Below are 13,922 nucleotides of genomic sequence, written 5' to 3'. Positions count from 1 at the left end.
CTCCTGGACGCGGGTCGGGTGGATCAGGTCGGGTCGGCCGAGGCGAGCCGGCGCAGGGCCGCCAGCGGCACGGGCAGCCAGTCGGGGCGGTGCCGGGCCTCGTAGACCGCTTCGTAGACCGCCTTGTCGGTCTCGTACGCGCGCAGCAGCACCGGCTCGGTGCGCGGGTCACGGCCGGCGGCCTCCGCGTACCCGGCGCAGTACGCCGCCCGGCAGTGGGCGGCCCAGTCGGGTTGCGGCGGGTCCGTCGTGCGCGCCGCGTAGTCGAAGGAGCGCAGCATGCCCGCCACGTCCCGCACGGCCGGCTGCGGCATCCGGCGCTCGGCCAGCGGCCGGGCCGGCTCCCCCTCGAAGTCGATCAGCGACCAGGCGCCGGCCGGGGAGCGCAGGCACTGCCCGAGGTGCAGGTCGCCGTGGACCCGCTGGGCGGTCCACGTGCGGCCCTCCGACGCGAGGTCGTCCAGCGCGGTGTACGCCGAGCGGAGGTCCTCCGCGTACGGCTGCAGCGCGGGCACCGCGTGCACGGCCGCCTCCAGCCGCTCGGTCATGCCGTGGACCAGGGCGCGCATCTGCACATGACCCAGGGTGACCGTGGGCAGCGCGCGCGCCAGCGCGGTGTGCACCTCGGCGGTGGCCCGCCCGACGGCCCGCGCCTCGGAGACGAAGTCCTGCCCCTTCGCCAGCTCCCGCAGCGCCAGCTCCCAGCCGTCGGTGGCACCCTGCACGAACGGCTGGAGCACACCGAGGACGTACGGCTCGGCCGTGTGCGACGGCCCGGCCGTGTCCTCGGCGTCGGCGACCAGCCACGCCGTCGGCGGGGGCACCCGGGGGCACCCCTCGCGGGCCAGCGCCAGCGGCAGCTCCAGGTCCGGGTTGATGCCGGGCACCACCCGGCGCATCAGTTTCAGGATGAAGGTGTCGCCGTAGACGACCGACGAGTTCGACTGCTCGGCGGTCATCAGGCGCGGCACCAGGCCGGGCCGTATCTCCTGGCGCGGGTCGCGCTCGAAACGAAGCCCGCCGATCCGGGCCCGGGTGCGCAGGGCCTCCAGGAGCAGATCGGCGGGCCGGGTGTCGTGCAGGGCCTCGTAGACCGTCCGTCCGGCCAGCGGACCCTGCGACACATGACCGATCAGCGCGGGCGCCAGCCGGGGCGGCAGCGCCTCGCGCACGCCTATGAACAGCTGGTAGCAGTCGCCCGGCTGCTCCTGCCGGCCGGGGCCGGGCTGAAGGGGCTGGTGGGCGCGCACCAGCAGGTGGTACAGGCCGAGCTTCGCGCCGGCCGGCAGCAGCTCGGTGGCCGCCACCAGGTCGAACCCGGTGACCGGGCGGCCCTTCCCGGCGAACCAGCGCTGTCTCGGCAGCCACTCCCGCAACAGTGGCTCGAGTGACGCAAGGAGGCCGGGCGGGGTCGTGACGGTGCGTGTGACGGCTTCCGACATGGCGTCGCGTCCTTTCCCCTCTGTCGGCCGCACCACGGGGCGCCGCCGGTGGGCGGGGTGTTACTCATGCGTGCCCCGGGCGGAGCGGGAGAAACCGCCCCGCCCCGGGTTCTACGCGGCGTCCTTGCGGAGCCGGAACCAGTAGAAGCCGTGACCCCCGAGCGTCATCAGGTACGGCAGTTCGCCGACGGCCGGGAACCGCACCCCGCCGAACAGCTCCACCGGGTGCCGCCCCTCGAAGGCGCTGAGGTCCAGCTCGGTCGGCTGCGCGAAACGGGAGAAGTTGTTGACGCACAGGACCAGGTCGTCCTCGTACTCGCGGAGGAAGGCGAGGACAGCGGGGTTGGAGGAGGGCAGTTCGGTGTAGGAGCCGAGGCCGAACGCGGGGTTCTGCTTGCGGATCTCGATCATGCGCCGGGTCCAGTGGAGCAGGCTGGAGGGTGAGGCCATGGAGGCCTCGACGTTGGTGACCTGGTAGCCGTAGACCGGGTCCATGATCGTCGGAAGGTAGAGGCGGCCGGGGTCCGAGGACGAGAAGCCGGCGTTGCGGTCGGGCGTCCACTGCATCGGCGTGCGGACGGCGTCGCGGTCGCCGAGCCAGATGTTGTCGCCCATGCCGATCTCGTCGCCGTAGTAGATGATCGGTGATCCGGGCAGGGACAGCAGCAGGGCGGTGAAGAGTTCGATCTGGTTGCGGTCGTTGTCGAGGAGGGGGGCGAGGCGCCGGCGGATGCCGATGTTGGCGCGCATGCGGGGGTCTTTGGCGTACTCGGCCCACATGTAGTCGCGTTCCTCGTCGGTGACCATTTCCAGGGTCAGCTCGTCGTGGTTGCGCAGGAAGATGCCCCACTGGCAGCCGGAGGGGATGGCGGGGGTCTTGGCGAGGATCTCGGAGACGGGGTAGCGGGACTCGCGGCGGACGGCCATGAAGATGCGGGGCATGACCGGGAAGTGGAAGGCCATGTGGCATTCGTCGCCGCCGGCGGCGTAGTCGCCGAAGTAGTCGACGACGTCCTCGGGCCACTGGTTGGCCTCGGCGAGCAGCACGGTGTCCGGGTACTGGGTGTCGATCTCCTTGCGCACCCGCTTGAGGAACGCGTGCGTCGCCGGAAGGTTCTCGCAGTTGGTGCCCTCCTGCTGGTACAGGTACGGCACCGCGTCCAGCCGGAAGCCGTCGATCCCGAGGTCCAGCCAGAACTTAAGCGCGGAGATCATCTCCTCCTGCACGGCCGGATTCTCGTAGTTCAGGTCCGGCTGGTGCGAGAAGAAGCGGTGCCAGTAGTACTGCTTGCGTACGGGGTCGTACGTCCAGTTGGACGCCTCGGTGTCGACGAAGATGATGCGGGCGTCCTGGAACTGCTTGTCGTCGTCGGCCCACACGTAGTAGTCGCCGTACGGGCCGTCGGGGTCGCGCCTGGACTCCTGGAACCACGGGTGCTGGTCGCTGGTGTGGTTCATGACGAAGTCGATGATCACGCGCATGCCGCGCTGATGGGCGGAGTCGACGAACTCCACGAAGTCGGCCAGGTCGCCGAACTCGGGGAGCACGGCGGTGTAGTCGGCCACGTCGTACCCGCCGTCGCGCAGCGGCGACTTGAAGAACGGCGGCAGCCACAGGCAGTCGACGCCCAGCCACTGCAGATAGTCCAGCTTGGCGGTCAGACCCTTCAGGTCGCCGATGCCGTCCCCGTTGCTGTCCTGGAAGGAGCGGACGAGGACCTCGTAGAAGACGGCGCGTTTGAACCAGTCGGGGTCCCGGTCCTTGGCGGGGGTGTCTTCGAAGGTGTCCGGGACGGGTTCGTTGACGCTCATGTGGCGGATGACCCTCCGATCTGCGGGGTGGACGGTCGCAGAACCGCGCTGTGCGTCCCGGAAGGCCCGTCACCGGGCCTCCCGCCGACGACGAGTACATGTGCCCCGCCCGGACCGAGACGCACATAGTTGGCACTGCCCCATTGATAGGTCTCGCCGGTGAGCTCGTCGCGCACCGGCACCGACTCGTGCCAGTCCAGGCCGAGTTGCGGCATGTCCAACGAGACCGTCGCCTCCTGGGTGTGCCGGGTGTCGAGATTGGCGACCACGAGCACCGTGTTGCCGTCCCGTCGCTTCGAGTAGGCGATGACCTCCTCCTTGTCCGCCTGGTGGAAGTGGAGGTCGCGCAGTTGCCGCAGGGCCGGGTTCTCGCGGCGGACGGTGTTGAGGCGGGTGATGAGGGGGGCGATGGTGCGGCCCTCGCGTGCGGCGGCTTCCCAGTCACGGGGTTTGAGCTGGTACTTCTCGCTGTCGAGGTACTCCTCGCTGCCCTCGCGCAGCGGGGTGTTCTCGCACAGTTCGTAGCCGCTGTAGATGCCCCAGGCGGGGGAGAGGGTGGCGGCGAGGACGGCGCGGACCTCGAAGGCGGGCCGGCCGCCGTGCTGGAGGTAGGCGTGCAGGATGTCGGGGGTGTTGGCGAAGAAGTTGGGCCGCATGTAGGAGGCGGCCTCCCCCGACAGTTCGGTGAGGTACTCCGTCAGCTCCTGCTTGGTGTTCCGCCAGGTGAAGTACGTGTAGGACTGCTGGAAGCCGATCTGGGCGAGGGTGTGCATCATCGCCGGGCGGGTGAAGGCCTCCGCCAGGAAGATGACGTCCGGGTCGGTGCCGTTGATGTCGGCGATCACCCGCTCCCAGAACACGACGGGCTTGGTGTGCGGGTTGTCCACGCGGAAGATCCGCACCCCGGCGTCCATCCAGTGCCGCAGGATCCGGCAGGTCTCGGTGACCAGGCCGTCCATGTCGGCGTCGAAGGCGACGGGGTAGATGTCCTGGTACTTCTTGGGCGGGTTCTCCGCGTAGGCGATGGAGCCGTCGGGGCGGTGGTGGAACCACTCGGGGTGCTTGTGCACCCAGGGGTGGTCCGGGGAGCACTGCAGGGCGAAGTCGAGGGCGACCTCCATGCCCAGGTCGCGGGCGCGGGCGACGAAGCGGGTGAAGTCCTCCAGTGTGCCCAGCCGCGGGTGGACGGCGTCGTGGCCGCCCTCGGGGGAGCCGATCGCCCACGGCACGCCGACGTCGTCGGGGCCGGCGTCGAGGGTGTTGTTCGGGCCCTTGCGGAACGTGGTGCCGATCGGATGGATCGGGGGCAGGTAGACGACGTCGAAGCCCATCGCGGCGATCGCGGGCAGCCGGCGCGCGGCGGTGTCGAAGGTGCCGTGCGGCTGCTCGGGGGTGCCCTCGGAGCGGGGGAAGAACTCGTACCAGGACCCGAACAGGGCGCGTTCCCGCTCCACCAGCAGGGGAAGCGGCTCGCTGCTGGTGACCAGCTCCCGCAGCGGGTGCCTCGCCAGCACCGCGTCCACCTCCGGCGTCAGCGCCGCCGCCAGCCGGGCCGCCGCCGGGCGTTGCGTGTCGCGCAGGCCGTCCACGGCCGCGCGCAGCACTTCCCGGTCGTCGGCCCCGGGCACCTGCTCCGCCGCCCGCTCGTGCAGCCGGGCGCCCTCCTCGAGCACCACCTCGGTGTCGATGCCCGCCGGAACCTTGATCTGCGCGTGGTGCCGCCAGGTGGTGACCGGGTCGCCCCAAGCCTCCACCGCGTACGTCCACAGGCCGGTGGCCGTCGGGGTGACGGTCGCCCCCCACCGGTCCGTGCCGGGCGCGAGCTCCCGCATCGGCGTGAACGGGCCCGGACGCCCCTGCGGATCCTTCAGCACCACGTTGGCCGCCACCGCGTCGTGCCCCTCACGGAACACGGTCGCCGTCACCTCGAACGCCTCGCCCGGCACGGCCTTCGCCGGCCGGCGCCCCTGCCGCACCAGCGGCCGGACGTCCAGCACGGGGATGCGCCCCACGGAGGTCCCGGGAGGCGCCGGTGGCGCGGGCGTGCCGGTGGCGGACGGGGCCGGCCCGGTGCGGGGCGGCCGGCCGCGCGGGGGCGCGGCGTCGGTGCGGGCGGACGCCTTGGCGCCGGACGGTGAGGGGGATGACGAGTGGTGCTTGGCGGGCATGACCGCTCCTGTCCGCGTCAACGAGGGTGGGCGGATGACTGTGGGGAGGTGGGTCCTGCGGGGTCTGAGTGGGGTGTACCCGCAGGAGCCTTCCCACACCGTTCGGGTGGGCAATCCGGCCCTTTGTTAACTACTCACGCGTATGTCGACACACAAGACCGGCCGGGGCCTCTCGGCGCCCGGCGGGTCCGGGGCCCGCCCGTGCTGGGTGCGTTCCCACCGGCTGCCGGCGCTTCGGAGCACGCACGGCACCCCGGTGTACGCGGGCACCCGGGCTGACGGGGGCGCGCGCCGTGGAGGCGGCGCCCGCCCCGCCCGTGACCAGCGGCTTCTCCGCCCGCCCCGGCCGCCGCCGCCCCGGCGCGCGGCGATTCGCCCGCGCCGTGCGCCGACGGCCGCACGTGACCGGTGGGGAAGGCGGGGCGTAAGGGGCGCGCGGGGCCCGAACACCGGAGGTGACGTGGGTGTGGGACCTGGCGGGAGGCGGAAACGGCCGGTTCTTTGCCCTGCCCGGCGACCGGCCCGGTCCGCCCGGCCGGACACGCGTCCCCGAGCGGCGGCGCGACGCACGGGGTGTAGTACGACAAGACCGCACATGGGGCCGGAATCGGCCATATCCACTGTGCGGTGAATCGTTTGGACAGGGCAGGCGAGGTACCCGTGTCCCCGGCTTCCCCCGCGGACGGCGTCCGCGCCGGTACTGTCGGCTGCGATACCCGGACGCACACCGCGTCTCTCACGAACGCGCCGAGGTGGCTTGTGAAGGCTATCCGTCGATTCACCGTCCGACCCGTGCTCCCCGGACCCCTCCGGCCGCTGAGCGACCTGGCCCGCAATCTGCGCTGGTCCTGGCACGCCGGAACCCGTGACCTCTTCCGCTCCGTCGACCCCGAGCGCTGGGCCGCGGCCGGCGGCGATCCCATGCGTCTGCTGGGCAGCGTGCCGACCGAGCGGCTCACCGAACTGGCCGGCGACCGCGACTTCCTCGACCGCCTCGCCGCGGTCGCGGACGACCTGGACACCTACATGACCGGCGACCGCTGGTACCAGCGGCAGAGCGGCCGGCTCCCCGCCGCCGTCGCCTACTTCTCCCCCGAGTTCGGCATCACCGCCGCCCTGCCCCAGTACTCCGGCGGGCTCGGCATCCTGGCCGGCGACCACCTCAAGGCCGCCAGCGACCTCGGCGCCCCGCTGATCGGCGTCGGCCTGCTCTACCGGCACGGCTACTTCCGCCAGTCCCTGTCCCGGGACGGCTGGCAGCAGGAGCACTACCCCGTCCTCGACCCGCACGAGCTTCCCCTGGACCAGCTCAAGGAGGCCGACGGCGCCCCCGCCCAGATCACCCTCGCCCTCCCCGGCGACCGCTCCCTGCGCGCCCGTATCTGGGTCGCCCAGGTGGGCAGGATCCCGCTGCTTCTGCTCGACTCCGACATCGAGGAGAACGACCTCATCGAGCGGGGGGTGACCGACCGGCTCTACGGCGGCGGCAGCGAGCACCGGCTGCTCCAGGAGATGCTCCTCGGCATAGGAGGTGTCCGCGCCGTCCGCACGTACTGCAGGGTCACCGGGCACGCGGCGCCGGAGGTGTTCCACACCAACGAGGGGCACGCCGGGTTCCTCGGCCTGGAGCGGATGGCGGAGCTGCGCGCCGAGGGGCTCGACTTCGACGCGGCACTGGAGACGGTCCGAGCCGGGACCGTGTTCACCACGCACACGCCCGTGCCGGCCGGCATCGACCGCTTCGACCGCGAACTGGTCGCCCGGCACTTCGGCCCGCACGCGGAGCTGCCGAACCTGGAGGTCGACCGCATCCTGCGGCTCGGCATGGAGACCTACCCGGGCGGCGAGCCCAACCTCTTCAACATGGCCGTGATGGGTCTGCGCCTCGCCCAGCGGGCCAACGGCGTCTCCCTGCTGCACGGCCAGGTCAGCCGGGAGATGTTCGCCGGGCTGTGGCCGGGGTTCGACCCCGAGGAGGTGCCCATCACCTCCGTCACCAACGGGGTGCACGCGCCCACCTGGGTCGCCCCCGAGGTGTACCGGCTCGGCGCCCGGCAGATCGGCACCCAGCGCGCGGAGGAGGCGCTCAGCATCGGCGACTCCGACCGCTGGGACTCCGTCGCCGACATCGCCGACCAGGACATCTGGGACCTGCGCCGGTCGCTGCGCGAGCTGCTCGTGCTGGAGGTGCGGGAGCGGCTGCGCGCCTCCTGGCGGCAGCGCGGCGCCGGGACCGCCGAACTCGGCTGGATCGACGGAGTCCTCGATCCGGACGTGCTCACCATCGGCTTCGCCCGGCGCGTCCCGTCCTACAAGCGGCTGACGCTGATGCTGCGCGACCGGGACCGGCTGATGGACCTGCTGCTGCACCCCGAGCGGCCGGTGCAGATCGTGGTCGCGGGCAAGGCGCACCCGGCGGACGACGGCGGCAAGCGGCTCATCCAGGAACTCGTCCGCTTCGCCGACGACCCGCGGGTCCGCCACCGGATCGTCTTCCTGCCCGACTACGGCATGGCGATGGCGCAGAAGCTGTACCCCGGCTGCGACATCTGGCTGAACAACCCGCTGCGGCCGCTGGAGGCGTGCGGCACCAGCGGGATGAAGGCCGCGCTCAACGGCGGGCTCAACCTGTCGGTGCTGGACGGCTGGTGGGACGAGTGGTTCCAGCCCGACTTCGGCTGGTCCATCCCCACGGCGGACGGCGCGGGGACCGACCCGGACCGGCGCGACGACATAGAGGCCGCGGCGCTGTACGACCTGCTGGAGCAGCGGGTGACCCGCACCTTCTACGAGCGCGGGCGCAGCGGGCTGCCGGACCGGTGGATCGAGATGGTCCGGCGGACGCTGAGCCTGCTCGGGCCGAAGGTCCTGGCCGGGCGGATGGTGCGGGAGTACGTGGAGCGGCTGTACACCCCGGCCGCGCACGCGCACCGGGCGATGGACGCGGACGCCGCGCGGGAGCTCGCGGAGTGGAAGGCGGCGGTGCGGGGGGCGTGGCACGGGGTGACCGTCGACCACGTCGAGACGTCCGTGGCCTCCGCCACCGCGGAGCTGGGCAGCACGCTGGCCCTCCGGGTGAGGGTGGGGCTGGGGAGCCTGCGGCCGGAGGACGTGGAGGTGCAGGCCGTCGCCGGGCGGGTGGACGAGGAGGACCGCATCACGGATGCGGCCGCCGTGCCGTTGAAGCCGGTGGGAGCGCCCGGGGCGGGGGGTGAGTGGGTCTACGAAGGCCCGCTGTCCCTGGACCGGACGGGGCCGTTCGGCTACACGGTGCGGGTGCTGCCGAGTCACCGGCTGTTGGCGTCGGGAGCGGAACTGGGGTTGGTGGCGGTGCCACCGGAGGACGTCGCGGAGGCGGCGGGCTTACTGATGCGGTAGCGCGCCGCGGGGGCGCGGGGAACCGCGCGCCCTCCCCCCCGACGGCCCGCACCCGGCGACGGACGGTGTCCGGTGCCCCGGTGGCCGTCGGGGGGTGCGGTGCGGGCCCGGTGGGGGTGCCGCCTGCGCCCACCCGTGCCGCCCTGCGGCACGTATGCCCGCAGGCTGCCTGGTGGGTGGGCTGCTGCCCGGGCGGCGCGTCTGCCCGCAGGCTGCCCGGGTGGTGCGGGTGCCTTCAGGCGGAGGTGCCCTGAGGGGGCGCGGGGAACTGCGCGAGCGGCCCCCGCCGGGCCGCGCCCGGCGGTCGACAGTCCCGGACCCCGGTCGCCGTCAGCCGTCCTGGACGCCCCGTGTCGCCAGGCGGCGGAGGACCTTGCCGGCGCGGCGGGCGTAGGCGTGTTGGAGGGACCGGGTGGCCGCGCCGCCCGCCCGGGCGTACCAGCGGGCCGGCCGGCTGAACGCCGAGACCGTCAGCCACACCGTCCCGTCCCCCGTCCGGTGCACGACGAACGCCTCCTCCCCGCTCTCCGGATGCCCCGCCAGCGTCCCGTACGCCCACCCCGCCTCGCGGTACTCCTCCGACGCCCACACCACCCGGCACGGCGCCTTCACCAGCCCCGCCAGGGTGACGGTGACGTCGACGTCGGGCGCGGCCCGGTCCGCCGAGGCGTCTATGCCGACGCCCATCTCCCGGTGCATCTGCCAGGTGAACAGCGCGTCAGCCGCCTGGCGGAACACCTTCTCCCCCTCGCCGAGCCGGGTGCGCTCCCTCAGGTGGTGGAACCCCGGAGGGCAGTAGTCGGGATCGCGGCTCGCGCCGACGTGGTCGTGGGTGAAGTCCGCCGAAGACATGGGACCCAAGCCTAGGCGGTGGCCCCGCACGCACCGGCGGCACCCGGAGCGAAGCGCTCCGGGTGCCGCGCGGGACGGGGGAGAGCCGGCCTCAGCTGACGTTGACCGCCTTCCAGGCCGCGTCGACCGCCTTGTACTCGGCGCTGCTCGCGCCGTACAGCGCGGACGCCGCGTTCAGGGTGCCCGTGCGGGCCGCCTTGTAGTTGGTCGTCGAGGTGAAGTACGTGGTCAGCGCCTTGTACCAGATTTGCAGCGCCTTGGCGCGGCCGATGCCGGTGACGGTGGAGCCGTCGTACGTCGGCGAGTTGTAGCTCACCCCGTTGACGGTCTTCGAGCCGCTGCCCTCGGCGAGCAGGTAGAAGAAGTGGTTCGCCGGGCCGGAGGAGTAGTGGACGTCGACCGAGCCGAGGCTGGAGGACCAGTAGTCCTTGGACGCGCCGTCTTTGCTCGGCTTGTCCATGTACCGCAGGGGGGTCCCGTTGCCGTTGATGTCGATCTTCTCGCCGATGAGGTAGTCACCGGCGTCGGAGGAGTTGTTCGCGTAGAACTCCGCCCCCGCGCCGAAGATGTCGCTGGTCGCCTCGTTGAGGCCGCCGGACTCTCCGCTGTAGCGCAGGCCGGCGGTGACGGACGTGACGCCGTGGCTCATCTCGTGGCCGGCGACGTCCAGCGAGGTCAGCGGGTGGGTGTTGCCCGAGCCGTCGCCGTAGGTCATGCAGAAGCAGCTGTCCTGCCAGAAGGCGTTGACGTAGTTGCTGCCGTAGTGGACGCGGGAGTAGGCGGCCTTGCCGTCGTTGCGGATGCCGCTGCGCCCGAAGGTGTTCTTGTAGAAGTCCCAGGTGATCTGGGCGCCGTAGGCGGCGTCCACGGCCGCGGTCTGGTCGCTGGAGGAGCTGGAGGCGGCGCCGGTGCCCCAGGTGTCGTCCGCGTCGGTGAACAGGGTGCCGGTGCCGGAGGTGCCGCGCGCCAGGTTGTAGGTCTTGTGACCGCCGCGCGAGGTGTCGTACAGCTGGTACGCCGAGCCGGACTTGTACGTGCCGAGGGTGACGGTGCCCGAGTACAGGCTCCTGCCGGTGCCGGTGTGCACGGCCTGCCACTCGTGCAGCTTCTCGCCGGTGGTGGCGTCGGTGATCACGTGCAGCTCGTTCGGGGTGCCGTCCTCCTGGAGGCCGCCGACGACGGTCTCGTAGGCGAGGACGGGCGTGCCCTCGGCGGCCCAGATCACCTTGCGGGGCGCGGAGGCGGCCTCGGTGCGCTCCGAGCCGGCCTTCTCGGCGGCGGCGAGCGCCTGCGTCTCGGCCTTGCCCGCCGCGACCTTCGGCGTCACGGAGGCGACCTTGACGGTGGTCCTCACGGCCTTGGTGACGGTTCTGGCGCCGTCCGCCGGCTCGTGCACGACGAGGTCGCCGCCGAGCACGGGCAGCCCGCCGTAGGTGCGCTCGTACCGGGTGTGGACCGTGCCGTCGACGTCCTTGACGACGTCCTTGACGATCAACTTCTCCTGGGCGCCGAGACCTATCGCGTCGGCGGTCTCGGCGGCCGTGGCCTGCTGCTCCTGGATGAGGGAGGTGCGCGCGGCGGCGGACAGCAGCACGGGGGCACCGCCCATGACCGGCTTGCCGGCGGGGGCGGGGGCGGGGTCGGCGGTCGCGGTACCGGCGGCCAGGCCGGTGGTGAGCAGGGCGCCGGCCGCGACGGCGGTGGCGGCGGCCAGGGCGGTACGGCGGCGACGCGCGTAGAGGGGAGTCACTCGAAGCTCCTCGGGGGGTGAGTGGGGGTGCCGGACGGTGGGGGCCGTCCGGGTGGTGCACCGAGCGAGGGAAGAGTGACATCTACGTCGCGTACATGTCATGAGGGTCTGATGATGTTGGCCGAAAGTCGACGTCCGAACGCATGTTGCGTCCGTGTGAATCCGCGTGACCTCGGCAAAGACGCAACCCGCGGGACGTATGGGGCAGGCAAAAAATGGCGCTGTTCCGGGCGGTGGAAACCACCCGGAACAGCGCCGTGCCGGTGTCCGTCCGGCCAGGTCCGCCTACGGGAAGGTCAGGCTCCAGCCGTTGATGTAGCCGGTGTCGTAGCGGGCCATGTCCTGGACCCGCAGCCGCCAGGTGCCGTTGGCCGTCTCCGACGACGCGTTGACCGTGTACGTCTCGTTGATGTTGTCCGCCGAACCGCCGGTGCGGTTGCGCAGCCGGTACGAGGTGCCGTCCGGGGCCACCAGGTCGACGACGAGGTCACCGCTCCAGGTGTGCACGATGTCGACCGCGACCTGGAGGTTGCCGGGCGCGTTGCCGGTGCGGCCGGTGACGGTGATCGAGGACGTCACCGCGGCGCCGGCGTCCGGGATCGCCACGTCGGTGGTCGACTCGAAGGTGGTGCCGCCGCCTCCGGGACCGCCGGAGCGGGCGCCGACGTTGACGGCCGCCCAGGCGTCCTGCACCGCCTTGTACTCGGCGCTGTCCGTGCCGTACAGCTCGCCGGTCGCCGCCAGGGTGCCCGTGCGGGCCGCCGCGTAGTTCGTGGTCGAGGTGAACTTCGTGGTGAGCGCGCGGAACCAGATCTTCTCCGCCTTGGCGCGGCCGATGCCGGTGACCGGCAGGCCGTCGGAGGTGGGGGAGTCGTAGGTGACGCCGTTGATGGTCTTCGTGCCGCTGCCCTCGCTCAGCAGGTAGAAGAAGTGGTTCGCCACACCCGACGAGTAGTGCACGTCGATCGAGCCGATGCCGGAGTACCAGGAGTCCTTGGACCGGCCGTCCTTGCTCGGCTTGTCCATGTAACGCAGCGGCGTGCCGTCGCCGTTGATGTCGATCTCCTCGCCGATGAGGTAGTCGCCGACGTCGGAGGAGTTGTTCGCGTAGAACTCGACGGTCGCGCCGAAGATGTCGCTGGTCGCCTCGTTCAGGCCGCCGGACTCGCCGCTGTAGACCAGGCCCGCGGTGGCCGAGGTGAGGCCGTGCGACATCTCGTGCGCGGCCACGTCGATCGAGGTGAGCGGGTTGACGTTGCCGGAGCCGTCGCCGTAGGTCATGCAGAAGCAGCTGTCCGACCAGAAGGCGTTGACGTAGTTGTTGCCGTAGTGGACCCGGGAGTAGGCGCCGACGCCGTCCCCGCGGATGCCGCTGCGGCCGTGCACGTTCTTGTAGTAGTCCCAGGTCAGCGCCGCCCCGTAGTGGGCGTCCGCGCCGGCCGACTCCGCGTTGGAGGGGGTGCCGTCGCCCCAGACGTCGTCGGAGCCGGAGAACAGCGTGCCGGTGCCGGAGGTGCCCCGGTTGAGGTTGTACGTCTTGTGTCCGCCGCGCGCCCCGTCGGTCAGGTTGTACGTCGAACCCGACTGGGTGGTCGTCAGGTCGACGGTGCCGCTGTAGACGGTGTGGCCGGTGCCGTTCCGCACGGCCTGCCACTCGTACAGCTTCTCGCCGGTGGTGGCGTCGGTGACGACGTGCAGCTCCTGCGGGGTGCCGTCGTGCTGGAGACCGCCGACGACCGTCTCGTACGCGACGACCGGGGTGCCGCCCGCCGCCCAGATCACCTTGCGCGGAGCCCGGTCGACGTCCGCGTCCGCGGCCTTCTCGGCCTTCGCGGCGGACAGGGCCTGCGCCTCGGCCTTCGCGGCCGGCACCTTCGCGGCGGTGGTGGCGGGCCTCACCGCGGCACGGGTCGCCTTCACGACCTTGTCCGCCTCGCCGGCCGTGTCGCCCTGGACGATCAGGTCGCCGCCGAGGACGGGCAGCCCGTCGTAGGTGCGCTCGTAGCGCACGTGCACGGTGCCGTCGCGGTCCTTGAGGACGTCGCGGACGACGAGCTTCTCCTTCGCGCCCAGACCGAGGTCCTTCGCGGTCCCGGCCTTGACGGAGTCCGCCTGGCGCATCAGCGCGGCTCGCTGGGCGGGGGTGAGCTCGACCGACTCCGAACCGGGCGCGGCGCTCGCGGTCCGGGGCGCCGTGTCAGGGGCGGCGGTGGCGGCGCCGGACTGGACGGCCGTGGCGATCAGTGCGGCCACGCCGGCCAGGGCGACGGCGGCGACGCGGCGCTGCGCGGTGCGGGGGGTGCGTCTGTGGGACGTCCTGCTTCTCAACGCTGACTCCTTCTGCGGGGCCGCGGGGTACGCGGCCTGGGGAGACCGGCCGGCGGGTCAGCCGGCCGGGCAGAACGGAAGTGCTTCGAGCAGTGACCGCCGCACAACGGGCAGCCGAAGCTGTGGGGTTGCTGTGAAGCGGCCGTGGGAAGAGTGGCAGGGGAGCGCGGTTTCTGTCAGGAGCGCGTCAGG

At 72.2% G+C, this 13,922-nt stretch carries 7 protein-coding genes; 1 reads left to right on the top strand and 6 read right to left on the bottom strand.

Annotation, left to right across the window (positions count from 1 at the left end; all coding sequences use genetic code 11):
- Positions 1–23: 23 nt before the first annotated feature.
- The 3 genes from ELQ39_RS09085 to ELQ39_RS09075 all read right to left on the bottom strand — a co-directional run bounded on the left by ELQ39_RS09085 (position 24) and on the right by ELQ39_RS09075 (position 5,422).
- Entirely contained in the window at positions 24–1,442 is a 1,419-nt protein-coding gene (locus ELQ39_RS09085) for a maltokinase N-terminal cap-like domain-containing protein (protein WP_242591600.1), read from the bottom strand.
- Positions 1,443–1,553: 111 nt separating this feature from the next.
- Positions 1,554–3,254, bottom strand: coding sequence for a maltose alpha-D-glucosyltransferase (gene treS / locus ELQ39_RS09080; protein WP_190002673.1), 1,701 nt, complete (start codon positions 3,252–3,254; stop codon positions 1,554–1,556).
- Positions 3,251–5,422 (bottom strand): maltotransferase domain-containing protein, encoded by a 2,172-nt coding sequence (locus ELQ39_RS09075; protein WP_242591599.1) that lies wholly within the window; start codon positions 5,420–5,422, stop codon positions 3,251–3,253. Before ELQ39_RS09075 ends, treS begins: the two co-directional genes overlap by 4 nt.
- A gap of 759 nt (positions 5,423–6,181) precedes the next feature.
- Here ELQ39_RS09075 and ELQ39_RS09070 point away from each other — a divergent pair.
- Complete coding sequence (locus ELQ39_RS09070) at positions 6,182–8,800, top strand: glycosyltransferase family 1 protein (RefSeq protein WP_242591598.1); 2,619 nt, start codon at positions 6,182–6,184, stop codon at positions 8,798–8,800.
- 330 nt (positions 8,801–9,130) lie between these two features.
- Here ELQ39_RS09070 and ELQ39_RS09065 read toward each other — a convergent pair whose 3' ends face one another.
- The 3 genes from ELQ39_RS09065 to ELQ39_RS09055 form a co-directional block, all read right to left on the bottom strand.
- Positions 9,131–9,652: a DUF1990 domain-containing protein gene (locus ELQ39_RS09065; protein WP_242591597.1), complete on the bottom strand. Its 522-nt coding sequence runs from the start codon at positions 9,650–9,652 to the stop codon at positions 9,131–9,133.
- Between the two features lie 91 nt (positions 9,653–9,743).
- On the bottom strand, positions 9,744–11,402 hold the full coding sequence (locus ELQ39_RS09060; protein ID WP_242591596.1) for a M4 family metallopeptidase: 1,659 nt from the start codon (positions 11,400–11,402) through the stop codon (positions 9,744–9,746).
- A gap of 285 nt (positions 11,403–11,687) precedes the next feature.
- Positions 11,688–13,730 (bottom strand): M4 family metallopeptidase, encoded by a 2,043-nt coding sequence (locus ELQ39_RS09055; RefSeq protein WP_242591595.1) that lies wholly within the window; start codon positions 13,728–13,730, stop codon positions 11,688–11,690.
- Positions 13,731–13,922: the final 192 nt, after the last annotated feature.

The organism is Streptomyces sp. GB4-14 (assembly GCF_022696125.1).
Classification (GTDB): Bacteria; Actinomycetota; Actinomycetes; order Streptomycetales; family Streptomycetaceae; genus Streptomyces; species Streptomyces werraensis.
This window is presented reverse-complemented; position numbering and strand designations above follow the sequence as displayed.

Bases quoted from the DNA above. Each gene is read 5' to 3' on its own strand.
- ELQ39_RS09075 (WP_242591599.1), bottom strand. From the start codon at position 5,422: ATGCCCGCCAAGCACCACTCGTCATCCCCCTCACCGTCCGGCGCCAAG.
- ELQ39_RS09065 (WP_242591597.1), bottom strand. From the start codon at position 9,652: ATGTCTTCGGCGGACTTCACCCACGACCACGTCGGCGCGAGCCGCGAT.
- treS (WP_190002673.1), bottom strand. From the start codon at position 3,254: ATGAGCGTCAACGAACCCGTCCCGGACACCTTCGAAGACACCCCCGCC.
- ELQ39_RS09085 (WP_242591600.1), bottom strand. From the start codon at position 1,442: ATGTCGGAAGCCGTCACACGCACCGTCACGACCCCGCCCGGCCTCCTT.